Source organism: Reyranella aquatilis, from assembly GCF_020880995.1.
In the GTDB taxonomy this organism is placed as follows: Bacteria; Pseudomonadota; Alphaproteobacteria; order Reyranellales; family Reyranellaceae; genus Reyranella; species Reyranella aquatilis.
This window is the reverse complement of record NZ_JAJISD010000007.1, coordinates 266,480-293,396: the sequence shown is the minus strand read 5'-3', so window position 1 is coordinate 293,396 and position 26,917 is coordinate 266,480. Positions and strand designations below refer to the sequence as shown.

The 26,917-nt window shown below is 67.6% G+C and carries 25 protein-coding genes; 16 read left to right on the top strand and 9 right to left on the bottom strand.

The features are described 5' to 3' along the window. Window positions 1–3 precede the first annotated feature (3 nt). The 6 genes from LJ725_RS17700 to LJ725_RS17675 are packed head-to-tail and all read right to left on the bottom strand — an operon-like array spanning window position 4 to window position 5,166. Window positions 4–843, bottom strand: coding sequence for an NADPH-dependent oxidoreductase (locus LJ725_RS17700; protein ID WP_230551963.1), 840 nt, complete (start codon window positions 841–843; stop codon window positions 4–6). Then, a complete protein-coding gene (locus LJ725_RS17695; RefSeq protein ID WP_230551962.1) occupies window positions 843–2,090 on the bottom strand; it encodes an MFS transporter in 1,248 nt (415 codons plus the stop codon). Before LJ725_RS17695 ends, LJ725_RS17700 begins: the two co-directional genes overlap by 1 nt. Further along, window positions 2,074–2,916, bottom strand: a complete 843-nt coding sequence (locus LJ725_RS17690) for a fumarylacetoacetate hydrolase family protein (RefSeq protein ID WP_230551961.1) — start codon at window positions 2,914–2,916, stop codon at window positions 2,074–2,076. The genes LJ725_RS17695 and LJ725_RS17690 overlap by 17 nt, the downstream gene beginning before the upstream one ends. Before the next feature lie 11 nt (window positions 2,917–2,927). Continuing rightward, window positions 2,928–3,674 carry an aspartate/glutamate racemase family protein gene (locus tag LJ725_RS17685; protein WP_230551960.1) on the bottom strand — a complete coding sequence of 249 codons (747 nt, stop codon included), beginning with the start codon at window positions 3,672–3,674 and terminating at the stop codon, window positions 2,928–2,930. 2 nt (window positions 3,675–3,676) lie between these two features. Then, entirely contained in the window at window positions 3,677–4,396 is a 720-nt protein-coding gene (locus LJ725_RS17680; RefSeq protein WP_329958375.1) for a DNA-3-methyladenine glycosylase I, read from the bottom strand. A 5-nt stretch (window positions 4,397–4,401) separates the two neighbouring features. Further along, window positions 4,402–5,166 (bottom strand): alpha/beta fold hydrolase, encoded by a 765-nt coding sequence (locus LJ725_RS17675; RefSeq protein ID WP_230551959.1) that lies wholly within the window; start codon window positions 5,164–5,166, stop codon window positions 4,402–4,404. 88 nt (window positions 5,167–5,254) lie between these two features. Here LJ725_RS17675 and LJ725_RS17670 point away from each other — a divergent pair, with 88 nt between their 5' ends. Continuing rightward, window positions 5,255–7,495, top strand: a complete 2,241-nt coding sequence (locus LJ725_RS17670; protein WP_230551958.1) for an arylsulfatase — start codon at window positions 5,255–5,257, stop codon at window positions 7,493–7,495. Continuing rightward, window positions 7,492–8,712, top strand: coding sequence for an MFS transporter (locus LJ725_RS17665; RefSeq protein ID WP_230551957.1), 1,221 nt, complete (start codon window positions 7,492–7,494; stop codon window positions 8,710–8,712). The genes LJ725_RS17670 and LJ725_RS17665 overlap by 4 nt, the downstream gene beginning before the upstream one ends. Here LJ725_RS17665 and LJ725_RS17660 read toward each other — a convergent pair. Both LJ725_RS17660 and LJ725_RS17655 read right to left on the bottom strand, forming a co-directional pair. Further along, the gene (locus LJ725_RS17660) at window positions 8,699–9,658 is read right to left on the bottom strand and encodes a Bug family tripartite tricarboxylate transporter substrate binding protein (protein ID WP_230551956.1); all 960 of its coding nucleotides are present in this window, start codon (window positions 9,656–9,658) and stop codon (window positions 8,699–8,701) included. The two genes, LJ725_RS17665 and LJ725_RS17660, sit on opposite strands and share 14 nt — an antisense overlap. Before the next feature lie 11 nt (window positions 9,659–9,669). Further along, the gene (locus LJ725_RS17655) at window positions 9,670–10,884 is read right to left on the bottom strand and encodes a CaiB/BaiF CoA transferase family protein (protein WP_230551955.1); all 1,215 of its coding nucleotides are present in this window, start codon (window positions 10,882–10,884) and stop codon (window positions 9,670–9,672) included. A gap of 136 nt (window positions 10,885–11,020) precedes the next feature. Here LJ725_RS17655 and LJ725_RS17650 point away from each other — a divergent pair, with 136 nt between their 5' ends. The 4 genes from LJ725_RS17650 to LJ725_RS17635 all read left to right on the top strand — a co-directional run bounded on the left by LJ725_RS17650 (window position 11,021) and on the right by LJ725_RS17635 (window position 15,581). Beyond that, window positions 11,021–12,472: an amidase gene (locus LJ725_RS17650; protein ID WP_230551954.1), complete on the top strand. Its 1,452-nt coding sequence runs from the start codon at window positions 11,021–11,023 to the stop codon at window positions 12,470–12,472. Between the two features lie 15 nt (window positions 12,473–12,487). After that, window positions 12,488–13,270, top strand: coding sequence for an SDR family NAD(P)-dependent oxidoreductase (locus LJ725_RS17645; RefSeq protein ID WP_230551953.1), 783 nt, complete (start codon window positions 12,488–12,490; stop codon window positions 13,268–13,270). Between the two features lie 115 nt (window positions 13,271–13,385). Further along, window positions 13,386–14,885 carry an amidohydrolase family protein gene (locus LJ725_RS17640; RefSeq protein WP_230551952.1) on the top strand — a complete coding sequence of 500 codons (1,500 nt, stop codon included), beginning with the start codon at window positions 13,386–13,388 and terminating at the stop codon, window positions 14,883–14,885. Window positions 14,886–14,903: 18 nt separating this feature from the next. Beyond that, entirely contained in the window at window positions 14,904–15,581 is a 678-nt protein-coding gene (locus tag LJ725_RS17635; protein WP_230551951.1) for an isochorismatase family protein, read from the top strand. Here LJ725_RS17635 and hydA read toward each other — a convergent pair. Beyond that, a complete protein-coding gene (gene hydA, locus LJ725_RS17630; protein WP_230551950.1) occupies window positions 15,574–17,019 on the bottom strand; it encodes a dihydropyrimidinase in 1,446 nt (481 codons plus the stop codon). The genes LJ725_RS17635 and hydA overlap by 8 nt on opposite strands. A gap of 150 nt (window positions 17,020–17,169) precedes the next feature. Here hydA and LJ725_RS17625 point away from each other — a divergent pair, with 150 nt between their 5' ends. From LJ725_RS17625 to LJ725_RS17580, 10 genes are read left to right on the top strand one after another with little or no spacing between them, the layout of a single operon-like run. Continuing rightward, window positions 17,170–18,177 carry a BMP family lipoprotein gene (locus LJ725_RS17625; RefSeq protein WP_230551949.1) on the top strand — a complete coding sequence of 336 codons (1,008 nt, stop codon included), beginning with the start codon at window positions 17,170–17,172 and terminating at the stop codon, window positions 18,175–18,177. After that, window positions 18,174–19,700, top strand: coding sequence for an ABC transporter ATP-binding protein (locus tag LJ725_RS17620; protein WP_230552054.1), 1,527 nt, complete (start codon window positions 18,174–18,176; stop codon window positions 19,698–19,700). Before LJ725_RS17625 ends, LJ725_RS17620 begins: the two co-directional genes overlap by 4 nt. Then, window positions 19,697–20,794 (top strand): ABC transporter permease, encoded by a 1,098-nt coding sequence (locus LJ725_RS17615; RefSeq protein ID WP_230551948.1) that lies wholly within the window; start codon window positions 19,697–19,699, stop codon window positions 20,792–20,794. Before LJ725_RS17620 ends, LJ725_RS17615 begins: the two co-directional genes overlap by 4 nt. Before the next feature lies 1 nt (window position 20,795). After that, window positions 20,796–21,716, top strand: coding sequence for an ABC transporter permease (locus tag LJ725_RS17610; RefSeq protein WP_230551947.1), 921 nt, complete (start codon window positions 20,796–20,798; stop codon window positions 21,714–21,716). A gap of 1 nt (window position 21,717) precedes the next feature. Beyond that, window positions 21,718–22,113, top strand: coding sequence for a cytidine deaminase (locus tag LJ725_RS17605; protein ID WP_268990720.1), 396 nt, complete (start codon window positions 21,718–21,720; stop codon window positions 22,111–22,113). Continuing rightward, entirely contained in the window at window positions 22,110–22,901 is a 792-nt protein-coding gene (locus LJ725_RS17600) for a purine-nucleoside phosphorylase (protein WP_230551946.1), read from the top strand. Before LJ725_RS17605 ends, LJ725_RS17600 begins: the two co-directional genes overlap by 4 nt. Further along, complete coding sequence (gene deoA, locus LJ725_RS17595; protein WP_230551945.1) at window positions 22,898–24,226, top strand: thymidine phosphorylase; 1,329 nt, start codon at window positions 22,898–22,900, stop codon at window positions 24,224–24,226. Before LJ725_RS17600 ends, deoA begins: the two co-directional genes overlap by 4 nt. Further along, complete coding sequence (locus tag LJ725_RS17590; protein WP_230551944.1) at window positions 24,223–25,032, top strand: phytanoyl-CoA dioxygenase family protein; 810 nt, start codon at window positions 24,223–24,225, stop codon at window positions 25,030–25,032. Before deoA ends, LJ725_RS17590 begins: the two co-directional genes overlap by 4 nt. Next, the gene (add, locus tag LJ725_RS17585) at window positions 25,029–25,988 is read left to right on the top strand and encodes an adenosine deaminase (RefSeq protein WP_230551943.1); all 960 of its coding nucleotides are present in this window, start codon (window positions 25,029–25,031) and stop codon (window positions 25,986–25,988) included. The genes LJ725_RS17590 and add overlap by 4 nt, the downstream gene beginning before the upstream one ends. Continuing rightward, window positions 25,985–26,839 (top strand): 5'-nucleotidase, lipoprotein e(P4) family, encoded by an 855-nt coding sequence (locus LJ725_RS17580; protein WP_230551942.1) that lies wholly within the window; start codon window positions 25,985–25,987, stop codon window positions 26,837–26,839. Before add ends, LJ725_RS17580 begins: the two co-directional genes overlap by 4 nt. Window positions 26,840–26,917 lie beyond the last annotated feature (78 nt).

The window sequence follows — 26,917 nt, the reverse complement described above, 5'->3', positions numbered from 1 at the left end:
CCCCTACCGCACCTCGAATCCCATCTTCGCCAGCGCGGCGCGCAACGTCTCGCGGCCGTTCATCGCCTTGATCGGCCCCAGCCGGTTCAGCACGCGCTGCGTCCAGGTCGCGGCCTGCAGCTCGTGGCGGGCCGAGAACTTGCTCATCTCGGCGTCGTAGGCGGCGCGCAGGGCTTCTTCCCTGCTCGCGTCGTAACGCTCGGTGTGGAGCACGACCGACTGCGGCAGGCGCGGCTTGACCTCGCCCTTGCCCTTTTCCGTGGCGTATCCGACGCAGAGGCCGAACACGACGACGGCCTGTGGCGGCAGGCCCAGCAGATCGGCAACGCGGATCGGGTCGTTGCGCATGGCGCCGATATAGACCGTGCGCAGGCCCATCGATTCCGCGGCGACGACGGCGTTCTGAGCCGCGAGCGCGGCGTCGATCGAGGCGACCATGAAGGTCTCCAGCCAGGGCATGGTCTCGAACGGGGTCTTCGTCGCGTTCGAGATGCGCTGGTTGCGCGACATGTCGGCGATCCAGGCGATGAACAGCGGGCACTGCTCGATATGCTTCTGGCCGCCGGCGATCTCGGCCAGCACCTTCTTCTTGGCGGGATCGGTGACGGCGAGCGCCGACCACCACTGCATGTTGGAGCTGGTAGCGGCCGACTGGGCGGCGGCGATCATGCTCTCCAGCGCGCCGGCCGGCACGGGATCGGGCTTGTAGCTGCGCACCGAGCGATGATCGAGCATCGTGGCGATGGTTTCGTTCCACGGTCCAGCCGCGGGCAGGACATCGGCGCCATAGCGGCGGGCGAGGGCTTCCGTCTTGGGAGGCGTGGCAGGCGTCAGGGAATCCATCAGGCAATGCTCTCGGGTTTGCGGCGGGTGATCGCGGTGATCAGCGCCAGGAAAATGAAGCCGGTGACGATCATGAAGATGGCGCGCGGCTCGCCATGGTCCATCAGGGCGCCATAGAGCAGCGGGGCGATCATGCCGCCCAGGTTGAAGCCGGTGCTGACGAAGCCGAACACTTTGCCGAACGAGCCGGGCGGCGTCACGGCGCGCACCATCATGTCGCGCGACGGCTGGATGATGCCGTTCAGCAGGCCGCCGACCGACATCAGCGCGATCAGCGCGAAGCCCGGCATGTTCACCCAGGCCATCAGGATCGCCATGGTCGAGGTGCAGGCGAAGCCGACGGCCGCCACGCGCTCATGGTGGGGCGTGCGGTCGGCGATGATGCCCCCCAGCAGCACGCCGCCCGCGCTGCACAGGAGGAAGCCCGAGAGGGCCACGCTGGCGACCGAGAAGGGCGTGCCGTGGATCTGCGCCAGGCCGACGACGGTAAAGGTCTGGATGCCGCCATTGGCCATGGCCAGGCAGAAGAAGAACAGCAGGTTGCGCAGGATCGGTGCGCTCAGCAGCAGGTCGAGCCCGACCTTCTGGCCGCTGTCCTTGGCCGGTTGCTGCCCGGGCTTGTGCACGACGCGCGGCAGGATGCTGCCCGCCACGATCAGCACGAAGGCGGTCGCGATCGACAGGCCAGCCACGAACAGGAAGGCGCCGCGCCAGCCCCACAGAGCTGCGCAGGCCAGCGCCAGCGCCGGCGTCACCCCTGAGCCGAGATAGCCCGCGAAAGTGTGAATCGAGAAGGCCTTGCCGATGCGCTTGTGATCGATGGTGGCCGACAGGATCGAATAGTCGGCCGGGTGATAGACGGTGTTGGCGAGGCCCAGGAACCCGTAGGCGATGACGAAGAACCAGTAGCCGGGTAGCAGCGCGGCCGCCGCGACCGCGACGCCGCCCAGGATCAGCCCGCCGGTCAGCATGGCGCGCGGGCCGACCCGGTCGACCAGGAAGCCGGCCGGCGTCTGCAGCAGGGCCGAAGCCGCATTGAAGGCGGTGAGCGCAAAGCCGATCTCGACATAGGAGACGCCGAAGGCCTCGCGGACTTCGCCGAACAACGGCGGCAACAGCATGATGTGCACGTGGCTCACGAAGTGCGCCAGGGCGATCAGCGCGATCACCTTGAATTCGCGCGCCTTCTTGCTGTCGGTGCTGGCGTCGCTCGCCGGCAGGTCGAAGGAGTTACTCGTCGACGACATTGACGCCCAAGGTCCCTATGCCTGAGATCTCGACTTCCAGCCTGTCCCCGTCCTTCATCCAGAGCGGCGGCTTTCGGCCGGCGCCGACCCCGTCGGGCGTGCCGGTCGCGATGACGTCGCCCGGCTCCAGCCAGGTCACGGTGGAGAGATACTCGATGATGGTGGCGACATCGAAGATCATGTGATCGGTCGTGTCGTGCTGTACGACGGCGCCGTTCAGCCGCGTCGTGAGCTCGAGGCGCTGCGGATCGGCGATCACGTCGGACGTGACCATCCACGGGCCCAGCGGGCCGGTCGCCGGGAAGTTCTTGCCGGCGAAGACCGAGTGCTTCTGGAAGTCGCGCACGCTGCCGTCGATGAAGCACGTGTAGCCCGCGATCACCGAGAGGGCGCCGGCGCGCGAGACGTGCCGGCAGCGCTCGCCGATGACGATGGCCAGCTCGCCCTCGTAGTCGAAGTCGATCGAAGCGCGCGGCCGCACGATGTCGCCGCCGTGCGGCACCAGCGTATTGTGCAGGCGGGAGAACACGCTGGGCACGGTCGGCATCTGGCGTCCGACCTCGCCGACATGGCTCGCATAATTGAGGCCGATGCAGAGGATCTTCCCCGGATCGGGAATGACCGGCAGCAGCTCGATGTCTTCAAGTGCGAGGTCGGCCGCTGCGTCCTTCGTCACGACGCGGAGTTCGTCGAGCGCCTTCGCGGCGATGACGGCACGCAGGCTTTGCCAGCGTCCGTTCGTGCGCGCCGACAGGTCGACGATGCCGCCGTCGACGGCCGCGCCGATTTTGTCCGCGCCCGCATGGCGAAAGCTGACCAACCGCATGGGGACGGACCCTAGGGCGATTGCAGCAGCTTCGAAAGTCCCTTGGAGAGCTTGATGCTGTCGACGGCGCCCGGCTTCGCAAGTGCACCCTTGCTGGCCTTCGCCGGCTTCTGAAGCGCAAGTCCCTCGGCCATCGAGATCGCGCAGGCGACACCGTCGAGCAGCGGTGCATCGACCATGTGCTTCAGCTTCGCGGCCAGCCCGGCCAGGCCTGCGCCGCCCAGGATGACGACGTCGGCACCGTCCTCGCGAACGCAGGCGGAGCAGCCTTTTGCCAGCAATTCCATGGCGGCTTTGGGGTTACGCGCGATGTCGGCGCCGGTCGGCGCGACCGTGCGCACCGAGGCGAGCCGGGAGGTGAGCCCATGGCCCGCCACGAACTCCTCCAGCATCGACTTCCAGCGCTCGCCACCGGTGACGATGGAGAAGCGGTTTCCCATGGCGCAGGCTTGCAGGATCGACGCATCAGCCATGCCGACGACCGGGACCGGGCTGACCTCCTTCAGGGCCGCGAGGCCGGGATCGCCGAAGCAGGCGAGCACCACGACATCCTTGGGGCCGCGATCGTTGGCATAGGCGTCGAGGGCGGCGTGGCTTGCGATGGCATAGGCGGCGCGCGAGGCGATGTAGCGGGGGCCGAACGAGCCGGTGAGGGCGCGCAGGCGCGTGCCCTTCGACGCAAAGCCCTTCGCGGTCCTGAGGACGAGATCGGTGATCGACTTCGTGGTGTTGGGATTGATCAGCAGGATGTTCGTCATGGTCACGTCCTCATGGCCTCGGCGAGGCGCGCGGCGTCGTGGTTCTCGCCGATCGACATCGAGCAGATGCGCGAGATGTGGGTGAGGGGCAGCCCGCTCTCCCTGGCCCATTCGTTGATCTGCGCCTGGGCGAGCTTCTGGTCCTTCTTCGACGTGCCCTTCTCGCTGATCGGCACACCCGCGTCGCGCAGGCACATCATCAGGTCGCCGGTGAGGATGAAGGAATCGCGGCCGAGGAAGCGCAGCAGGTACTGGCCCGAGAAGCCGCCCAGCCGGGAGCCGCGTTTAGCGAAGACTTCCAGCAGGCCGATCTGGTCGTCGGCCGGCCAGGCGGCCAGGAACTTGCCGAAGCTGCCATGCTCGGCGGCGATGTCGGTGACGAACTTCGCATTGTCGCGCACCGACTTGATGCTGGTCGGGTTGCGCACGATGCGCGTGTCGCGCGTTAGCCCCTCCCAGAACTCGGCGGGCTGGAACAGCAGTCGCTTCGGATTGAAGCCGAGAAAGGCTTCCTCGAAGCCCGGCCACTTCTTGTCGATCACGCTCCAGACGAAGCCGGCGCAGAAGACGCGGCGCGCCATCTCCGCCAGCACGCGGTCGTCCGTGAGTTTCGCCAAGGCCTTGTTGTCGCGCTTCCTCGGCAGCAGCGATGCCAGGACCTTCTCGCCACCCTTGCGCTTGGCGGCGCGGGCCTGGATCGACTTGAAGCTGACCCGCGCCACGCTCGCTACTCGAGCCAGCCGTCGAAGAAGTCGAACACCGTCGCCTTGAACATCGGATGGCCGATGCAGGAGAAGTGATCGCAGCCCGGCAGGGTCACGGCCTTGGCGCCTGGGATGGCGTCAGCCAGTCCCTGCGGCGGTCCGGCGAGCTGATCGCGGGCGCCGGCGACGACCGCGGTCGGGCGGCGGATCGCCATCAGCGAGTCACGTGTGAGCGGGATGCGTGCGCCGCGCGAGCAGGCGGCCAGCGCCAGCCGGTCTTCCTTCTGCTCGTCGGCGAAGTGCCGGAAGCTCTTCAGCATCGGGTCGGTAATGTCGTCCGGGTTGGCGGTTTCCATGGCCTCGGCCATGGCACCTTCCGCGCGCGGCGGTTCGAACATCCGGGCGCCGACGCCCGCCACGACCAGATGATCGATCCGGCCGGGATCGACCAGGGCTGCCGTCAGCGCGATGTGGGCGCCCATCGAGAAGCCCAGCAGATGTGCGCGCTCGACGCCGGCATGGTCCATCAATGCAAATACATCGCGGGCCATCGACTCGCGGTCGTATTTCGCGGGATCGTGCGGCTTGGCGCTTTCGCCATGGCCGCGATTGTCGAGGGCGAAGCCGCGCAGGCCCTTGGCGGCGATGGCGTCGTACCAGCCCATACGCTTCCAGTTCTCGTAGCGATTCGCGGAGAAGCCGTGCACCAGCACGATCGCCTTGCGGCCATCGGCGGGACCGAATTCATCGTAGGCGAGGTCGAGCCCGTCGGACGTGAAGTGAGCCATGACTTTCCCTAACAAGCGCCATGAATTGCGACAAGGTTGATCGTATTGCCCAAGTGTCGGACAACCCTGGGCAACGAAAGGGAAACGCATGACGGAACATGGCGGCAAGATCGGCAAAACGGTCCAGGACTCCCAGCCCTACTGGCCCGAGACGCCGAAGCGCCCGAAGGGTGCGCCCAACATCCTCGTCATCCTGTTCGACGATGTCGGCTTCTCGGACTTTGGCTGCTACGGGTCGCCGATCGAGACGCCTGCCATCGACGCCTTGTCCAAGCGCGGCCTGCGCTATACCGGCTTCCACACGACGGCCATGTGCTCGACCACCCGCGCGGCGCTCCTGACCGGCCGCAACCATCATTCGGTCGGCGTCGGCTGCCTCGCCAATTTCGATTCGGGATATCCGGGCTATCGCGGCAAGATCAGCCGCGAGGCCGGCACCATCGCCGAGATGCTGCGGCCGCACGGTTATCGCAACTACATGCTGGGCAAGTGGCACGTCACGCCGCTCACCGAATCGGGCGCGACCGGGCCGTTCGACGGCTGGCCGCTGGGCCGCGGCTTCGACCGCTATTACGGTTTCATGGATGCCGAGACCGACCAGTACGCGCCCGAACTGGTGCGCGACAACACGCCGGTCGATCCGCCGGGCACCTTCGCCACCGGCTATCACCTGACGTCCGATCTCGTCGACCAGGCGATCCGCTATCTCGCCGACCATGTCGCCGACAATGCCGAGACGCCGTGGCTCACCTGGCTGGCCTTCGGCGCCTGCCATGCGCCGCACCAGGCGCCATTCAACCTGATCTCCAAGTACGATTCGATCTTCGCCGAAGGCTGGGACGTCGAGCGCGAGCGCCGCCTCGCGCGCCAGATCGAGATGGGCATCGTGCCCAAGGGCACGCAGCTGCCACCACGCAACGATTCCGTGCGCGCCTGGGCCGAGGTGGCGGAGCCCGAGCGCCGCATGTTCACGCGGCTGCAGGCCGCCTATGCCGCCATGCTCGACCATGCCGACCAGCATATCGGCCGCCTGATGGCGTTCCTCGAAAGCGCCGGCCAGCTTGAGGACACGCTGGTCATCGTCATGTCCGACAACGGTGCCAGCCAGGAAGGCGGCCCGTTCGGCATGATCAACGCCATGGGCCCCTACAATCTCCGCCGCGAATCACTCGAGGAGAAGATCGCGCGCATCGAGGATATCGGCGGGCCCGACACGCATTCCAACTTCCCATGGGGCTGGGCGATGGCGGCCAACACGCCGCTGCGCCGCTACAAGCAGAACACCCATGGCGGCGGCATCCGCGATCCGCTGGTCATGGCCTGGGACAAGGGCATCGCCGCGCGCGGCGAGCTGCGCCACCAGTTCTGTCACGCCAGCGATCTCGTGCCGACCCTGCTCGACGTCGTCGGCATCAAGCCGCCCAAGACGATCAACGGCGTGAAGCAGATGCCGCTCGAAGGCACCAGCTTCGCCAAGAGCCTGAAGAACAGGAAGGCGAAGTCCAAGGCCAAGGCGCAGTATTTCGAGATGTTCGGCCATCGCGGCTTGGTGCAGGACGGCTGGAAGGCCGTCTCCTACCATCCGCCCGGCGGCGACTTCGCCCAGGACAAGTGGGAGCTCTATCACCTCGAGCAGGACTTCAACGAGACCAACGACCTCGCCGAGAAGGAGCCGGAGCGCCTGAAGGCGATGATCGACGAATGGTGGCGGCAGGCCGAGGCGAGCAAGGTTCTGCCGCTCGACGATCGCTTCGCGCCGCGCTTCGCCGACAATGCCAAGCGCTTCCACGGGCCGCGCAACCGCTTCGTCTTCCACGCGGGCATGGGCCATGTGCCGACCGACGTGGCGCCCGACGTGCGCAACCGCACCTACACGATCGAGGCCGACGCGCAGGTCGACGGGCCGATGACCGAGGGCGTGCTGATCGCCCATGGCGATGCCACGACCGGCTACTCGCTCTACATGAAGGACGGCAGGCTCGCCTACGACATGAACATCGGTGGCGAGCATCACCTGATCGTCTCCGACCGTCCGGTGCCGGCCGGCAACCGCAAGCTGGCGGTGCGCATGCGCCGCAACCAGGGCCGCAACATCGCCACCCTGCTGATCGACGGTGAGCCGGCGGGCAGCTTCGACACCCAGAACGGCTTCGTCAGCTTCATCTCCTGGTCCGGCCTCGACATCGGCCGTGATCGTTCCAGCCCCGTGTCGCACTACGAGGCGCCGTTCGCCTTCACCGGCAAGCTGCGCAAGGTCACCGTGCTGATGGACGACGACCAGGTGCTCGACGCGGAGAAGGCGGCGGCGGCGGCGCTGGCGCGCGAGTGAGCGACGCCCGCCCGGGGAGGGGCATCGACAGCGCCTATGCCTGGCGGCTGGCGCTGGTCTCGATGGCCTGCGTGGCGCTGGGCGGCGGCGGCATCTATCTGCCGATGGTCGGGCTCAAGGAGATGGCGGCCGATTTCGGCGACCAGCGCGCCGTGCCGTCCTTTGCCTACATGGTCGGCTTCTTCGGCATGGGCGTCGGCGGCGTCTTCATGGGCTGGCTGGCCGATCGCACCAGCCCGCGGGTGCCGCTGCTGATCGCCGGCGTGTCGATCGCGCTGGGCGGCTGGATCGCCTCGCGCGGCGGCGAGATCGCACTCTACGCGGGCTATGCGATGCTGCTGGGCTTCTTCGGCAATGCGGGCACCTTCACGCCGGCGATGAACAACGTGCAGGGCTGGTTCGAGAAGCGGCGCAACATGGCGGTCGCCCTCATCTCCATCGGCCCCGCCGTGGCCGGCTCGGTCTGGCCGCAGGTCTATCGGCTGCTGCTGCCGGAGATCGGCTGGCGCGACACGCTGCTGGTCTATGGCCTCGTATCAGGCGTGCTGTTGCTGCTGGGTGCTCTTTACGTGCGCGCGGCGCCGACCTTGCGAGGACCCGGTGGGCGGCGGCGCGAGCAGAAGGTCCACCTGCCGCTGCCCTCCTCGACGATCATGGTGCTGCTGTCGGCCGCCGGCTTCTGCTGTTGCGCGGCGATGGCGATCCCCTTCGTGCACATGGTCGCCTTCTGCGGCGATCTCGGCTACCCGGCGGCGCGCGGTACGGAGGCGGTGTCGCTGGTGCTGGTGTCGGCGATCGTCGCCACCTTCGTCATGGCGCGGCTGGCCCAGCGCATCGGCCCGCTGCCGGTCAGCCTGCTCTGCTCGGTGATCCAGATCGGCTCGCTGGTCGGTTTCCTATATGTCCGCGACATCAATGGCATCTACGCGCTGTCGCTGCTGCACGGCATTCCGTTCATCGCCATCGTGCAGGGCTATGCGCTGAACCTGCGGTTCCTCTACGGTCCGACGATCGCCGGGTGGCGGCTGGGCGTGGTCATGCTGTTCGCGATGGCCGGCATGGCCGCAGGCGGGTGGCTGGGCGGCTTCATCTTCGACGCCACTCTGTCCTACATGTCGGCCTTCCAGTCGGCACTGGCGTTCAACCTTCTGAACCTCATGCTGCTTGGCATCCTCTACATGGCCCAGCGCAGGCGCCCCATGGTCAGTCTGCCTTGATGCCGGACTGTGCGATCACCTTGCTCCAGCGCTGATCCTCGCTCCTGAGGAACGCGGCGAACCGGGTGGCATCCATGGCGTGGGGAATCGCACCGGCTGCAAGGAATTTCTTCTGGATCTCGGGCATGCCGACCACCTTCACCACGGCATCCGACAGGCGCTTCACTTTGTCGGCCGGTGTCTGCGCCGGCAGCAGGACCGCCAGCCACGCGCTGGCCTCCAGGCCGGGGAATCCCTGCTCGGCGATGGTCGGCGTATCGGGAAAAAAAGACAGTCGTTCGAGCGTGCTGACGGCGATCAGGCGCATCCGGCCGGCATCGATGTGCGGCTTGGTGACGGTGACGGTATCCATCGCGACCTGAACCGTGCCGGCGACGAGATCGTTCATCGCCGGCGGGCTGCCCTGATAGGGAACGTGAAGGATCCGGATCCCGGCCTTGGCCTTCAGCTCCTCCATGGCGACATGGCTCAACGTGCCGTTGCCCGAGGAGGGATGGCTGAGCTTGTCCGGGTTGGCCTTCGCGTAGGCGATGAGTTCCGGCAGCGTCTTCACCGGCAGCGACGGGTGCACCACCAGCACCAGCGGCAGATCGCAGACGCGCGCCACCGGCTCGAAGCTGGTGAGGCTCTGGTAGGCGACGTTCTTGTAGAGGTGCGGGTTGATGGCGAGTGCGGCCAGCGGCGACAGGATGAAGGTGCTGCCGTCGGGGACCGCGCGGGCGACAAGGCCGAGCGCGATGCTGCCGCCCTGACCGGGCTTGTTGTCGACGATCACGGTCTCACCCAGCTCCGCCTTCAGGGCCTCGGCGAAGATGCGGGCGACGATGTCGGTGGCCTGTCCGGCCGGGAAGCCGACGACCATCTTGGCGACCTTGTCGCCCTGCGCATGGGCAGCGGGCGCGGCCAGGGCGGCGAGCGAGAATGCGCCGAACGTGCGTCGTAACATGCTGTTCCTCCCTAGATGACCTTGCGTGCCCGGAGCGCCGCGATCTCCGCCGCGGACAGACCCAGGCCGCCATAGACTTCCTCGTTGTGCTGGCCCATCGCCGGGCCGGCGTGGCGCACGGCGCCCGGAGTCTCGGAGAAGCGCGGGACGACGCCCTGCATGCGCACCGAGCCAAGCTCACCGTCCGGGACGCTGACGATCGCCTGTCGGGCGGCGAACTGCGGATCGGCGAAGACGTCGGCGATGTCGTAGATCGGCGAGAAGCCGACCTCGTGGCGGGTGAAGGTCTCGCGCAGTTCCGCCAGCGTCAGCTTGCCGATGGCGGCGCCGACAATCTCGTCCAGCTCGAGGTAGTTCTTCACCCTCGCCGGATTTAGCGCGAAGCGCGGATCCTCAAGAAGGTGCTTCAGGTCGAGCGCTGCGCACAGGCGAACGAAGATGCTCTGCGTCGAGGCCGCGATCGAGGCCCACTTGTCGTCGGCGGTGCGATAGACGTTGCCGGGCGCGGCGTACTGGCTGCGGTTGCCCGAGCGCGTGCGCACCGCACCCAGCTGGTCGTACTCGATCGCAAGGAATTCGAGGGTACGCATCATCGCCTCGGTCGCCGAGCAATCGATCTCCTGGCCGCGCCGTTCGGGATGGCGCGCAAGATCGTGCAGTGCCGCCAGGATGCCCAGCGCCCCGAACAGGCCGGCAATCGCGTCGGAGATCGGATAGCCGAGATGCAGCGGCCGCCCGTCCTCCTCGCCGCAGATCTGGGTGAAGCCGCTCATCGCCTCGAAGATGCGCGCAAAACCCGGCCGGCCGGCATAGGGGCCGTCCTGGCCGAAGCCGGTGACGCGCAGGATGGTGAGCCGGGGATTGAGGCCCTGCAGCCAGGTCCGCGTGATGCCCCAGCCGTCGAGCGTGCCAGGCCGAAAATTCTCGACCAGCACGTCGGCGTCGGCCACCAGCTTGGCGAACAGGTCGCGGCCTTCGGGCAGACGAAGGTCCAGGGTGACGCCCTTCTTGTTGCGGTTGGTGACCTTCCACCACAGTGGCACGCCCTCCTTGTGCGGGGCCAGCGCGCGCAGCGAATCGCCGACGCCCGGCATCTCGACCTTCACGATCTCGGCGCCATAGTCGCCCAGCAGTCCTGCTGCGAAAGGCCCGGCCACGACCGTCGAGATATCGACGATGCGCAGGCCGGTCAGTGGTCCGGCCGGCTCCCGTGTGTTCATTGTCATTGTGCGTTTCCTCGATCCGTCCCGAAGGAATGGCCGCTCGCATGCGGCCCGGTCAAGTCAGCCAAACGCGGATCGCGGGATATCGAGGGCGACAGGCGCGGGCCAGGGCTGGCACACTTGCGGCCGGAGGCATTGCATGACCAACGAACTTTGGCGTCTTACCGCGGTCGAGGCCGTTTCGCGTCTCAGGAAGAAGGAGATCACGCCGCTCGACCTGGTCGAGGCGTCGGCCCGGCGCATGGAAGAGGTCGAGCCCGCCGTGAACGCCATGCCGACGCTCTGCCTCGATCGTGCGCGCGATCATGCGAAGAGGATCATGGCAGGCCAGGCCAACGAGGCCGAAGGCGAGGCGGGCTGGCTGGCCGGCCTGCCGGTTTCGATCAAGGACCTGACCGACGTGGCGGGCGTGCGCACGACCTACGGCTCGCCGATCTTCGCCAACCATGTGCCGGAGAAGTCCAATCCGCTGGTCGAGCGCATCGAGCGCAAGGGCGGCATCGTGATGGGCAAGTCGAACACGCCTGAGTTCGGCGCAGGCGGCAGCACTTTCAACGAGGTCTTCGGACGCACGCGCAATCCCTGGAACACCTCGCTTACGTGCGGCGGCTCGACCGGCGGCGGCTCGGTCTCGGTGGCGACCGGCGAGGTCTGGTTGGCGCACGGTTCCGATCATGGCGGCTCGCTGCGGCGGCCCGGTACCTACTGCTCGACCGTGGGCCTCAGACCCTCGGCGGGCCGCGTGACGCGCGGCACTTCCAACAATCTCTATTCGCCGCAGTCGGTGCAGGGGCCGATGGCGCGCAACGTCGCCGATCTGGCGCTGTTCCTCGACACCATGGCGGGCTTCTGTCCGCAGGACGCCATGACCTTCGACGCGCCGGCCGTCTCGTTCAGCGCGGCCGTGGCCAATCCGGTGGTCCCGAAGCGCGTCGCCTTCACCATCGACTTCGGGGGCCGCTTCGAGGTCGACCGCGAGATCCGCGAGATCTGCACGAAGATGGCGCAGCGCTTCGAGGAGCTGGGCTGCATTGTCGAGGAAGTGTCGCCGGATTTCGGACCGGTCGACGAGGTCTTCATGGCGCTGCGCAGCCAGCAGTTCGTGGTCGATCGCGAATCGCAGATCCAGCAGCATCGCGACAAGTTCAAACCCGACATCATCTGGAACACTGAACTGGGCCTCAAGCAGACGACCAGCCAGCTCGCCTGGGCCGAGCGGGAGCGCGCGGCGCTCTACCGGCGTATGTTCGCCTTCTTCCAGACCTACGACCTGCTGGTGACGCCGGGCGCGCCGACCGCGGCCTTCGACGTCAACCTGCGCGCGCCGGCCACGATCGCCGGCAAGAAGCTCGAGAACTACATGTCGGGCTCGACGCTGAACTCGGCCATCACCGTGACCGGCAGCCCGGCCATCGCCGTGCCCTGCGGCTTCGACAGCTTCGGCCGGCCGGTGGGGCTGCAGCTGGTCGGCAAGCCGCGCGGCGAAGCGGCGCTTCTCCAGGCGGCGGTGCTCTACGAGAGGCTCGTCGGCCTCGACCGGCTGCTGCCCATCGACCCCAAGCCGGGAACCGTGCCACCATCCTCCCCATAACGGGGGAGGAGAACAATGAGGGTTGTCATCACCGGCGCGAGCCGGGGCATCGGTCGCGCGACCGCCCTGAAACTGGCGGCGGACGGCGCGGAGGCGATGACGCTCTGCGACGTCGCCTATCTCGACGAGCTGGAGACGCTGGCCACGAACCTGCGCACCTCGGGCTGCAAGGTGCGCACGCTCAAGGCCGACATGGCCAAGCCCACGGAGCCCGCGAAGGTGATCGCCGCGGCGGTGAAGTCGATGGGCGGCATCGATGCGCTGGTGGGCAATGCCGGCATCACCGCGCCCTCGAAGCTGGTCGACCTCGACCTCGCGACCTGGAACCGCGTGTTCGACATCAACCTGCGCGCCAACTGGCTGCTGGCCAAGGCCGCGCATCCGCATCTCAAGCGCTCGCGCGGCGCCATCGTGATGCTGGCCTCGATGGCGGGAGTCGTGCCGCAGCTGCCGACCGGCGCCTATAGCCCGACCAAGGCGGCGCTGATCATGCTGACCGAGATGATGGCGCAGGAATGGGCGCCCGACGGCATCCGCGCCAACGCGGTCTGCCCGGGCTTCGTCCATACCTCGATGACCGACGCGATCTACAGCAAGCCCGCGCTGGCGCGCGGGCGCGCCAGGATGGTGCCGCTCGGCCGGGTGGCCAAGCCGGGCGACATCGCCGATGCCATCGCCTTCCTGCTGGGGCCGCAGGCGAGCTACATCACCGGGCAATCCCTGCTGGTCGACGGCGGGCTCGTCCACTCGGTCCTCAATCATGTGCCGGGAGTCGCCGCGACACCGAAATCGAAGTAGGGGGCGACCGACATTGACAGGGGAAGCGGCAACCTTCTTGCTAGGTCTGCGGCAGAGCGGGTCGCCTCCGTCGATGCCGCGCTTCCCTTAGACCCCAGCTTCCGCGAGGACCGCCATGGGCATGTTGAGCGACGAGGAACATCGCGGGCTCCTGCCGGCCCGGCTGGCCGGCAAGGCGACACCTGTGCCGACGCAGGTCGTCTCCAGCGACGAATTCCTGCCCGTCCCGCAGACCGAGCAGCAGAAGAAGGTGGAAGCGCGCATGAACGCGCTGGCCGACGAGTATGCGCCGAAGAATGGCCTGTCGCGGCGGCGTTTCTTCCAGACCGCGGCTGGCATGGCGACGGCTTTCCTCGCGATGAACGAGATCTACGGTCCGCTCTATGGCGCGGCGCCCGCGGAGGCCAAGAGCGTCGATCTCGCCCAGGCGCGCGCCGACGGGCTGAAGGACCAGTTCGTCATGGACGTGCACACGCACTTCCTGCGCGACGACACGCGGCTTGCCGGATTCGTGCGTGGCCGGGAGGCGGTTGGCAAGGCCGGCTGGAATCCCGGCCTCGTCGACAGGCCGCAAACACTCGAGGACCTCAAGTATCCGAACTGGTTCAAGGAGATCTATCTCGACAGCGACACCAAGGTGGCGCTGGTCAGCGGTTCGGCCTCGGAGGATCCGCGCGACTGGTTCCTGACCAACGAGATGAAGGCCGACGCACGCGAGAAGGTGAACAAGGCGGCTGGCTCGAAGCGCTGCCTGTCGCACGCCATCTTCACGCCGGGCTACGACGGCTGGATGGACGAGGTCGACAAGTGCATCGCGACGCTGAAGCCCGATTCCTGGAAGGGCTATACGGTCGGCGACAACACCAACAAGGACCTCGCGCGCCATCCCTGGCGCATGGACGACGAGAAGCTGGTCTATCCCTTCTACGAGAAGATCGTGAAGGCGGGCTACGACATCGTCTGCGTCCACAAGGGTCTCTATCCCCCGTCGGTTTCGCAGCGCTGGCCTCATCTCACGCCGTACGCGACGGTCGACGATGTCGGCAAGGCCGCGAAGGACTGGCCGCAGATCCGCTTTGTCGTCTATCACTCGGCCTTCCGCTGGACCGGCGCGCCCGGCGCTTCAGCCGCGGGCTACGAGCAGTTCGAGAAAACCGGCCGGGTCGACTGGACCACCGATCTCGCGGAGATTCCCTCGAAGTATGGCGTCAGCAACGTCTACGCCGACCTCGGGCAGATCTTCGCGCAGACGACCGTGACCGAGCCGCGGCTGTGCGCGGCCCTGATGGGCATGCTGATCAAGGGCATGGGCGCGGACCATGTGGTGTGGGGCACCGACGCGGTCTGGACCGGCGCGCCGCAATGGCAGATCGAGGCGCTGCGCCGCCTCGAGATTCCCGAGGACATGCAGAAGAAGTTCGGCTTCGCCCCGCTCGGCAGCGCCGACGGCCCGGTTAAGCGCGCGATCTTCGGCGAGAATTCGGCGAAGATGTACAAGTACGACATCAAGAAAGCCGCCTGGCGCGACGACCGCTTCGCCGCGATCAAGTCGGACTACGAGCGCGGCGGCCGTGATCCGTCGAACCTGCGCTACGGGTTCGTGGTGCCGGGCTGACTTGCCGCGCCGAACCGCATGGAAACCTCGACCAAGACGGCGCGCCAGCTCTACGAGGAGCTGAAAGCCGATCCGCGCCGCCGTCGTTTTGGATTCGGACGCAAGCCGGCCCTGGTGAACGTCGATCTCCAGAACGCCTACACGCGGCCGGCCGAATTCCCGACCGCCTACCAGACCGATCCGCGCCAGATCGAATACGTGAACGGGCTGGCGCGGCGGATGCGCACCCATGGTTGCCCGGTGATCTGGACCTTCGTCGCCTATCTCGACTCGGGCGAGGATTGCGGTGTCTGGGGAACGCGTGCCGACCTGTCCCGGTCGCTTCGCAGCATCACCGCAGAAGATCGACGGTCACGGCTCGACGATCGCTGCGACATCGATCGCGAACGCGACATCGTCATGAACAAGCGCATGGCATCGGCCTTCTTCGAGACGAACCTGGGCTCGCTACTCACCTATCATCGTGTCGACACGGTGATCGTCACCGGCGGCTCGACGTCGGGCTGCGTGCGCGCCACCGTGGTCGACAGCCTCTCGCGCGGCTTCCGCACGATCGTTCCGGAGGAGTGCGTCGCCGACAAGCACGAGAGCCCGCATTTCGCCAACCTCTACGACATGATGGCCAAGTACGCCGACGTCCTGACGGTGGCCGAGGTCGTCGATTTCCTCGAGCGCTACGAGCCTTCGGTTAGTTGAAGATCGACGGATCGATCAGCGGCCGGCCGCGCGGGCGTGCGGCTTCGGGGCGGTCGCATTTCTGGAACTGGCCGCGGCCGGCGGAGCCGCTCATCCGGCCTTCGTCCATTACGACCTCGCCGCGCGAGAGGGTCATCACCGGATAGCCGGTGAGCTCGCGGCCCTCGTAGGGCGTGTAGTCGCAATTGTGGTGGAGGATCGAGTTGGTGAGGCTCACCTTGCGCTCGGGATCCCACAGCACGATGTCGGCGTCCGACCCGACGGCGATCGTGCCCTTGCGCGGATGCAGGCCGTAGATCTTCGCCGCATTGGTCGAGCTCAGCGCCACGAACTGCTGCAGGGTGATGCGGCCCTTGTTGACGCCCTCGGAAAAGAGCAGCGGCAGCCGCGTCTCGACGCCCGGCACGCCGTTCGGGATCTTGCGGAAGCTCTGGGCCGCGCCCGGCAGCTTCTTGCCGCGCACATCGTCGAACTTGAAGGCCGCGTGATCGGAGGACAGGACCTGGAAGGTGTTGGCCGAGAGGCCGGTCCAGATATGCTCCTGGTTGTCGGTGCCGCGCGGCGGCGGCGAGCACACGCACTTGGCGCCCTCGTCGCCGGGCTTCTCGAAATCCTCCTCGCTCAGGAACAGGTATTGCGGGCAGGTCTCGCCATAGACCCTGAGGCCGCGCGCCTGCGCCCGCTGGATCTCGTGCATGGCTTCCTTGGCCGAGACATGGACCAGCAGCATCGGCACGTCGAGCAGCTCGGCCAGCGAGATGGCGCGGTGCGTGGCCTCGCGCTCGACCACGAACGGGCGCGAGGTCGCGTGGAACTTGGCGGCGGTCATGCCCTTCAGCTCCAGCCGTTCGGTCAGCCAGGTGATGCAGTCGGAATTCTCCGCATGGATCATCAGCATCGCCTGCTCGCGCCGCGCGGCCGCCAGCGCATCGAGCATCTCGCGGTCCGTCAGCTTCACGTCGTCGTAGGTCATGTAGACCTTGAACGAGGTGTAGCCGTCGGCGACCAGGGCGGTGAAGTCCTGGCCCATGATCTTCTCGCTGGCGTCCGACAGGATCACGTGGAACGCGTAGTCGATCAGCGACTTGCCCTCGGCGCGCGCGTGATACTTGTTCACCGCGTCGCGCAGCGGCTGGCCCTTGTTCTGGTAGGCGAAGGGGATGATGGTCGTCGTGCCGCCCGCCGCCGCGGCGCGGCTGCCGCTCTCGAAATCGTCGCAGAAGACCGAGCCGTCGGCGGTGTCCTGGTCGAAATGGACATGGGCATCGATGCCGCCGGGGACGGCGATCCGTCCCGTGCCGTCGATCTCGCGGCGGCCCTTGTCGAGGCGCTCGCCCAGCGCGACGACCCGCCCGCCCGCGATGCCGATATCGCCCTTCACGACGTCCGAGGCCGTGGCGATGGTGGTGTTGCGGATGACGAGATCGTACTCGGCCATGGTTCCTCCGGGGGCGGCTTGGAGTCCGGCTTTCGGAGCCAGCTTAGGGCCGAGTGTAGCAAGTCCCGTGCCCGCCGAACCGGACTTCCTCTTCGCCTAGACCCGGGACGCGCCCCGGTCCAAACTCGGGGCAACAACATGGGAATCGCAATGAATCGCTGGGTCGGATCGCTGATCTCCGTGCTGGCTGCCGCCGGTCTCGCAGCCGTCGCGCAGGCACAGACGGCGCCCATCAAGCCCGCCGTCGTCTTCAGCACGGGCGGCAAGTTCGACAAGTCCTTCAACGAGGGCGTCTGGCAGGGTGCCGAGCGCTTCAAGAAGGAGACGAACATCGCCGTCGCCGAGTTCGAGCCGAGCAACGAGACGCAGTTCGAGCAGGCGCTGCGGCGCTTCGCCCAGCGCGGCCAGGATCCGATCATTGCGGTCGGCTTCGCGCAGGCCGTCGCGCTCGAGAAGGTCGCCAAGGAATTCCCCAACATCCATTTCACGCTGATCGACAGCGTGGTGAACCTGCCCAACGTCCAGTCCGTGGTGTTCAAGGAGCAGGAAGGCTCGTTCCTGGTCGGCATGCTGGCGGCCATGGCCTCGAAAACCGGCAAGATCGGCTTCGTGGGCGGAATGGACATTCCGCTGGTGCGCCGCTTCCAGTGCGGCTTCGAGCAGGGCATCAAGTACGCCAACCCGAATGCCGAGCTGATCACCAACATGACCGGCACCACGCCTGCCGCCTGGAACGATCCGGGCCGCGGCGCCGAGCTGGCCAAGGGCCAGTTCGACCGCGGCGTCGACGTCGTCTATGCCGCTGCCGGCAGCACCGGGCTCGGCATCCTCCAGGCCGCCAAGGATCGCGGCAAGCTGGGCATCGGCGTCGATTCCAACCAGAACCATCTCCATCCCGGCAACATGCTGACCTCGATGCTGAAGCGCGTCGATCTCGCGGCCTATGACAGCTTCAAGGCGGCGCAGGCCAACCAGTGGAAGGGTGGCGTGCAGGTGCTCGGCCTCAAGGAAGCCGGCGTCGACTGGGCACTCGACAAGGACAATGAAAAGCTCATCACGCCGGAAATGAAGGCGAAGGTCGATGCGGCGAAGGCTGCAATCATCTCGGGCCAGATCGTCGTCCACGACTACATGAGCAACAATTCGTGCAAGAGCTGACGTCCGACGCTGCGATCGAGCTTCGGGGAATCGACAAGTCGTTCGGCAGCGTGCAGGCGGTGCGCGGCGTGTCGCTGCGCATCGAACGTGGCAGCATCACCGGCATCGTGGGCGAGAACGGGGCCGGCAAGTCGACGCTGATGAGCATCCTCTATGGTCTCTATCGCGCCGACGCGGGCGAGATCCGGGTCGAGGGACGTCCGGTCGAGATGACCTCGCCGCGCGATGCGATCGGGCGGGGCATCGGCATGGTCCACCAGCATTTCATGCTGGTCGACAGTTTCACCGTGCTGGAGAATCTGATCCTGGGCGCCGAAGGCGGGCCCCTCCTGGCCGGCGGGCTGGCCGCGGCGCGTGCGGAACTGGCGCGTCTGGCGCAAGACTATGGCCTCGCGGTCGATCCCGACGCGCGCGTCAGCGATCTCTCCGTGGGCGAACAGCAGCGGGTCGAGATTCTCAAGGTCCTGTTTCGTGGTGCCCGGATCCTGATCCTGGACGAGCCCAGCGCCGTGCTGACGCCGCAGGAGACCAACCGGCTGCTGCAGATCCTGCGCGTGCTGCGCGACCGTGGCGTGACCGTGGTGCTGATCACCCACAAGCTGCGTGAGATCCTGAGCGTGACCGACAGGGTGATCGTGATGCGCCGCGGCGAGGTCGTGGCCGAGCGGGCGACCTCGAAGACCAGCGCCGAGGAACTCGCGGAGCTGATGGTCGGGCGCAAGGTGCGCTTCTCGTTTGACAAGGCGCCGGCCCGCACGGGCGAGCCGCGGCTGGTGGCGCGCGGCCTGTCGCTGGTCGACGACCGCCTAGTCCGGGTGCTCGACGACATCTCGTTCGAGGTTCGCGCCGGCGAGATCGTCGGCATCGCCGGCGTCTCGGGCAACGGCCAGAGCGAGCTTCTCCAGGTCCTGGCCGGCATCCGGCGGCCGACCGGCGGCGCGCTGGAAGTCTGCGGCCGAAAGGTCGATGCCGCCCATCCCGCGGACCCCGCCGAGATGCGCGAGCTGGGCGTGGCGCATGTGCCGGAGGACCGGCTGCGGCAGGGGCTGGTGCCGGCGTTCCTGGCGTCGGAGACCTCCATCCTCGGCTACCAGGATCGCGAACCCTTCTGTCACAACTACCTGCTCGACGGGCCGGCGGTCGGCAAATACTGCGCCGAGCTGATGGACCGGTTCGACGTGCGGCCGCGCACACCCGGCCTGTTGTCGTCGAGCTTCTCCGGCGGCAACCAGCAGAAGCTGATCCTGGCGCGCGAGATGGCGCGCCATCCGAGGCTGCTGCTGGTCGGGCAGCCGACGCGCGGCGTCGATATCGGCGCCATCGAATTCATCCGCCGCGAGCTGATCGCCAGCCGGGACGCGGGCTGTGCGGTGCTGGTCGTGTCGGTCGAGCTCGAGGAGATCCTGTCGCTGGCTGATCGGATCCTGGTGATGTCCGGCGGACGCATCGTGGGCGAGGTCGCTGCGGCCGACGCCGACGAGCGCACCCTCGGCCTGATGATGACAGGCGCGCGGGCGGCATGAGCACGGCGCCCCGACCGCTACCCGGCTGGGTCGAGATCGGCCTGATGCCGCTGGTCAACGTCGCGCTGGCGTTCCTGCTGGTCGGTCTGATCGTGGAACTGATCGGCGCCGACCCGCTGCAGGCCCTGAAGCTGCTGGTGCTGGGCGCCGTGGGCTCCTCGGAATCGATCGGCTACACGCTCTACTACGCCACCAACTTCATCTTTACCGGCCTCGCCGTCGCGGTCGCCTTCCATGCCGGCCTGTTCAACATCGGCGGCGAGGGCCAGGCCTATATCGGCGGGCTGGGCTGCGGGCTGGCCGTTCTGGCGCTCGACCGGTATCTGCCGGGCCTGCTGACGATCCCGCTGGCCATCCTCGCGTCGGCGGCCTTCGGCGCGGCGTGGGCGGCCATTCCCGCCTGGATGCAGGCCTGGCGCGGCAGCCACATCGTCATCACCACCATCATGTTCAACTTCGTGGCCTCGGCCTTGATGGTCTACATGATGGTCAACGTGCTGATTGCACCGGGCTCGATGACGCCGCAGAGCCGCGGCTTCGAGGCGTCCGCGGCGGTGCCGTCGATGCAGGCGGCGCTGCAATGGTTCGGCATCGCGGTCGCGCGATCGCCGCTCAACCTGTCGCTCCTGCTGGCGCTGCTTTCCAGCGCGGGCGTCTGGATCTTCCTGTGGCATACGCCCTGGGGCTACGGGCTGCGCACCATGGGGCACAATCCGGAAGCCGCCCTCTATGCCGGGACGAACCTCAAGCGCATGACGATGCTCGCCATGTGCCTGTCCGGCGCCCTGGCGGGCGGCGTGGCGGTCAACGAACTGCTGGGTGTGCATCACCGGCTCGTGCTCGATTTCGCCGCCGGCTACGGCTTCACCGGCATCGCGGTCGCGCTCATGGGGCGCGGCCATCCGCTGGGCATCGTGCTGGCGGCGCTGCTGTTCGGCGCGCTGCAGCAGGGCGGCGCGGAACTCGCCTTCGAAGTCCCGGCGATCACGCGCGAGATGGTGGTGGTGATCCAGGGCCTCGTGATCCTGTTCTCGGGCGCGCTCGTCCATCTGCCGCGGCCCTGGCTGCAGGCACTGTTCGCGCGGAAGGGCTGAGATGGAAGAGGTGTTTACCCTCGTCGTCGCGACGCTCGCCGCCACCCTGCGCGTGGCGACGCCGTTGGTGCTCTGCGCCATGGGTGGGCTGTTCTCGGAGAAGAGCGGCATCATCGACGTGGGCCTCGAAGGCAAGATGCTGATGGCGGCCTTCTTCGCGGCTGCCACGGCAGCCGTCACCGATTCGGCCTGGATGGGGGTCGGTGCGGCGATCATCGCGGCCGAGGCGCTCGCCCTGCTGCACGGCTTTGCCTGCATCACCCATCGCGGCAACCAGGTGGTGAGCGGCATCGCGCTCAACATCCTGGCGATGGGCCTCACCGTCGTGCTGGGCACGGCCTGGTTCGCGCGCGGCGGGCAGACGCCACCGCTCAGCGCAGGCGAGCGGCTCAACCCGATCTTCTTTCCCGTCGCGGGCGACAACGTGATCGTCTATGCCGCGCTGCTCTCGGTGCCCGTCACCTGGTGGCTGATCGAGCGCACGCGCTTCGGTCTGCGGCTGCGTGCCGTGGGCGAGATGCCGCTGGCGGTCGATGCAGCGGGCATTTCCGTCCCTTGGCTACGCTACCGCGCGGTGCTGCTGTGCGGCCTGTTCGCCGGGCTGGCGGGCGCCTATCTCTCGATCGCCCAGAACGCCGGCTTCAGCCGCGACATGACGGCGGGGCAGGGGTTCATCGCCCTGGCCGCCATCATCTTCGGGCGCTGGCGGCCATTCCCTGCGTTCGGCGCCTGCCTGGCCTTCGGTCTGCTCGATGCCATCGCCATCCGACTGCAGGGCGTCAAGCTGCCCGGCATCGGCGAAGTGCCGGTGCAACTGATACAGGCCATGCCCTATCTTCTCACCCTGTTCCTGCTGGCCGGATTCATCGGCCGCACGGTCGCGCCGAAGGCGGCCGGCGTGCCCTACGAGAAGGAGCATTGAGTTGGACGACCTTCTCCATCTGGCGCAACGCATGATGCTGCGCGCCCATGCGCCCTATTCGAAGTTCCATGTCGGTGCCGCGCTGCGCGCCGAGGACGGTTCGATCCATGGCGGCTGCAACGTCGAGAACGCGGCCTATCCGCAGGGGCTTTGCGCCGAAGCCGGTGCCATCGCGGCGCTGGTTGCGGCGGGCCACAAGCGCATCCTCGAATGCGTCGTGGTCGGTCCCGGCCCCGAAGTCATCACGCCCTGCGGCGGCTGCCGCCAGAAGCTGCGCGAGTTTGCCGCCGACGACGTGCCGGTCCATCTCTGCGGCCCCGACGGGCTGCATCGCACGGTGACCCTGGGCCAACTCCTGCCGCTCTCCTTCGGCCCCCAGCATGTCGTGAAGCCATGAGCGACGTCATCGCCCGCGCCGCGCCCGGCTTCCGGCCGAAGGTCGCGCTCGTTCTCGGCTCCGGACTCGGTGGCTTCGCCGAGGAGGTGAGGGAGGTCGCCATTATTCCCTATGCCGACCTGCCGGGCTTTCCGCAGCCGACGGTCGGCGGCCATGCCGGCCGGCTGGTGCTGGGTCATGTCGGGCCAACAGCCGTCGCGGTGCTGCAGGGGCGGGCGCATTACTACGAGCGTGGCCGGGTCGACGAGATGAAGGGCGCCATCGACGCCATGGCGCAACTCGGTTGCGAGACGCTGCTGCAGACCAATGCGGCCGGCAGCCTGCGGCTCGATATGCCGCCGGGATCGGTGATGGCGATCAGCGACCACATCAACTTCACCGGCACCAACCCGCTGTTCGGCTCGGGATCGGGCGACAGTCGCTTCGTCGACATGGTCGATGCCTACGATCCCGCCTTGCGCGCGCGTGCGCTGGAGGCTGCCAAGGCCGCGAACGTCGTCTGCCACGAGGGCGTCTACATTTTCTTCAGCGGACCGAGCTTCGAGACGCCGGCCGAGATCCGCGCCGCCCGTGTGCTGGGCGCGGATGCGGTGGGCATGTCGACGGTGCCCGAGACGATCCTGGCGCGCCACGCCGGGCTGAAGGTGGCGGCGCTGTCGCTGATGACGAATTATGCCGCCGGGCTGGTACCCGGTGTGCTGGCGCACGAGCAGACGCTCTCGGTCGCGGCTGCCGCCGCGGGCAAGGTACGTCTCCTGTTGCGCACCTTTCTGGAGCATTACGCATGAGCCTGCTGCCGCAGGAGATCATCCGCCGTAAGCGCGACGGCCACGAGCTCAGCGCGGAGGAGATCGACTTCGTCGTTCGCGGCATCCATGACGGCAGCCTGACCGAGGGCCAGGTTGCCGCCTTTGCGATGACGGTGTTCTTCCGCGGCATGACGGTGCCCGAGCGCGTCGCCCTGACCCTGGGCCTCGCGCGCTCGGGCCTGATGCTCGACTGGCGCGACCTCGACCTGCCGGGGCCGGTACTCGACAAGCATTCGAGCGGCGGTGTGGGCGACAAGGTGAGCCTGATGCTGGCCCCGATCGTGGCGGCCTGCGGCGGGTTCGTGCCGATGATCTCCGGTCGCGGCCTCGGCCATACCGGCGGCACGCTGGACAAGCTCTCCGCCATATCGGGCTACGAAACCGAGCCCGACATCGCGACCTTCCGAAGGGTCGTGCGCGAGGTCGGCTGCGCCGTGATCGGGCAGACCGACGATCTCGCGCCGGCCGACCGGCGTCTCTATGCGACGCGCGACGTCACCGGCAGCGTCGAATCGATCCCGCTGCTGGTGAGTTCGATCCTCAGCAAGAAGGTTGCCGAGGGTCTCGACGGCCTGGTGATGGACGTGAAGTGCGGCTCCGGCGCCTTCTGCGATACCGAGCCCATGGCGCGCGATCTGGCGCGCAGCATCGTCGACGTGGCGAACCGGGCCGGACTGCCGACGGTCGCGCTGATCACCGACATGGATTGCGTGCTGGGCCGCGAGGTCGGCAACGCGCTCGAGGTCGCCGAAACGGTGGCCTATCTCACCGGCAGCGGCCCGCGCGAGCCGCGCCTGCACGAGGTGACGATGGCGCTGGCGGCCGAGATGCTGACGCTGGGCGGTCTGGCAGCGGATATCACCGAGGGCCGGACCAAGGCTGAGGCCGCACTGGCCGACGGCCGCGCGGCGGAGGTTTTTGCCCGCATGGTCTCGGCCTTGGGCGGACCCGGCGATTTCCTCGAACACAGCGATCGCTATCTCGGCCGCGCCCCCGTCGTGAAGCCCTGTACCGCCGAACGGCCGGGTCATGTCGCCGGCATGAACGCGCGCGAGGTCGGCATCGCGGTCGTGGCGCTGGGGGGCGGGCGTCGCCATGCCGACGACGCCATCGATCCGTCGGTCGGCCTCACCGGCTTCGTGGCCGTCGGCCAGGAAGTGCGCAGCGGCGACCCGCTCTGCCTCGTCCATGCCGCCAGCGACGCGGACGCCGACGAGGCGATCGCGCTGGTGCGCCGCGCCGTGCGCATCGAGGATCGCGCGCCTTTGGACAGGTCCGTGATCATGGAGCGGGTTGCGCTGTGACCGACGTCGGGATCGGGATCGACCTCGATGCCTATGCGCGCGACGGCTTCGCGGTACTGCCGGACTTCGTGACGGCCGCCGCGTGCGAGGCGCTGAAGGCGCGCGCCGCCGAACTGGTCGCCAGGTTCGATCCCGGTGGCGCTCCTACAGCCTTCTCGACGCGGGACCAGGCCCATGCGCGGGATCGCTACTTCCGGGAGTCCGGCGGGGCCATCCGCTTCTTCGTCGAAGAGGGCGCGCCCGATCGGCTGAACAAGATCGGCCATGCGCTGCACGATCTCGATCCGGTATTCGACCGCTTCTCGCGCCAGCCGCGCCTGGCCGCGCTGGCAGGCGCGCTCGGCCTCGCACGGCCGCTGCTCCTGCAGTCGATGTATCTCTTCAAGCATCCGCATGTCGGCGCCGAGGTCGGCTGGCATCAGGACGCGACCTTCCTGCGGACGGACCCGCCCAGCGTCACGGGGTTCTGGATCGCTCTCGACGATGCCGATCGCGACAATGGCTGTCTCGTCGCGCTGCCGGGAGCCCATCGCGGGCCGTTGCGGCAGTGGTTCGGTTACGAAGGAAGTGAACTCGTCACCCGGACCCTCGATCCGGCACCCTTCCCGGCCGTCGAGCCGGTGGCGCTCGAAGTGCGGCGCGGTACGCTGATCGTGCTGCACGGGCTGCTGCCCCATGCCAGCACCGCCAACCGCTCGCCACGGCCGCGCCAGGCCTACAGCTTGCACCTGATCGACGGCCGTGCCGAATATCCCGGCGACAACTGGCTGCAACGACCCGACCTGCCGCTCCGAGGTTTTGCGTGATTCCCAAGGCCGAAATCCACTGCCATCTCGAAGGCTCGATCCCGCCGAAGCTCGCCGTCGCGCTGGCCGAGCGCAACGGGCTAGCCCTCCCGCCGAACCTGTTCGACGAGAAGGGCCACTATGCCCTGACGGATTTCTGGAGCTTCCTGCAGGCCTACGACCGCGTCTGTACTTCGCTGAAGACGGCGCGCGACTTTCGCGACGTGATCTACACCTACCTGGCCGGCGCCGCGGGCGAGGGCGCGGTCTATGTCGAGATGTTCTGCTCGCCGGAGCGGCCGGCCGCATTGGGCATCTCCTACGCCGCCTGGCTGGCCGCGCTGGTCGAGGGTATCGACGATGCCGAGCGGGATTTCGGGATCGTCGGCCGCATCATCATCATCTGCATCCGCCATCTCGGGCCGGAGCGGGCCGACGCGATGGTCCGCACCATGATTGCCGAGCCGCATCCCTATGTCGTGGGCTTCGGCATGGGGGGCGACGAGGCGAAGTTCGACCCCGTCGATTTCGCGCCGGCCTACCGGCATGCGCACGAAAACGGCTATGGCTGCACCGTCCATGCCGGCGAAGTGCTGGGGCCGGAAAGCGTCTGGGCCTCGATCCGCGACCTGCCGGTGACCCGCATCGGGCACGGCGTGCGCTCGGCCGACGATCCGGCCCTGATGGAGGAGCTGGCGCGGCGCGGAATCGTCCTCGAAGTCTGCCCCGGCAGCAACGTGGCGCTGGGCCTCTATCCCGACCGGGCGTCGCACCCGCTGCATCGCCTGATCGCGGCGGGCGTCCGGGTCACGCTCAATTCCGACGACCCGCCCTTCTTCCACACCACGCTTGGAACCGAATACGACCTCTCCGGTCTCGACGAACCGGCGCTGCGCGACATCGCCCGCACGACCATCGAGGCCTCGTTCGCCGACGACGCGACGAAACGGCGTTTGCTTGGGAAGGTGTCGCCATGAGAATGCGCAAGGCTCTGATCCTCGGTTTTCTGCTTGCGTCCATATCGGGCGGCGCCGCGCGCGCCCAGGAGACGCCGCCCGCCAGCGACCTGCTGCTGGCGACGCTGTGGACGCAGCGCGCCGTCGAATACAAGGCCAATGCGCTCACCGTGTTCGCCCTCGCGCGGATCCGGCTCGACGAAGCGCTGGCCGACAAGTCGTGGACGGCGGCGCCGGCCGAGCAGACGGGCGATTTCGCGAACCTGCCGCCGGCGGTGGTGCTGGATGTCGACGAGACGCTGCTCGACAATTCGAAGTACCAGGTCTGGATGATGCGGACGAACCAGAGCTTCAGCACGAAGAGCTGGAACCAGTTCTGCGCGGCGCAGGTCTCGACCGCGATTCCGGGCGCGGTCGAGTTCACGAAGTACGCCGACTCGAAGGGCGTGAAGGTGTTCTACGTCACCAACCGCGGCGCCGAGACCGAGAAGGACACGCGCGAGAACATGCAGCGGCTCGGCTTTCCGATGGGCGGGAACGTCGATACCTTCCTGATGCAGGGCGAGCGGCCCGACTGGACTGGCGCCAAGGGCACGCGTCGCGCGGTCATCGCGAAGGACTACCGGGTCCTGCTGAACATCGGCGACAATTTCGGCGACTTCGACGACCGCTATCGCACCAGCGAGGCCGATCGCGTGAAGGCCTTCGAAGCCGGCATGGGTTATTGGGGCAGGCAATGGCTGATGCTGCCCAATCCGACCTACGGCTCGTTCGACACCGCGCCCTTCGGCCACGACTTCAAGAAGTCGCGCGAGGAACAGCGCAAGGCCAAGTGGGACGTGCTGGAGTCCTGGGTGGGGCCGGCGCCGTAGAGCCACCGTCGTCTCGACCGAATCCTCGCGCGGCGAGGCGGAGCGGCCCTTTGTCGGCCCGAAGCCGGCAAGTCAGAA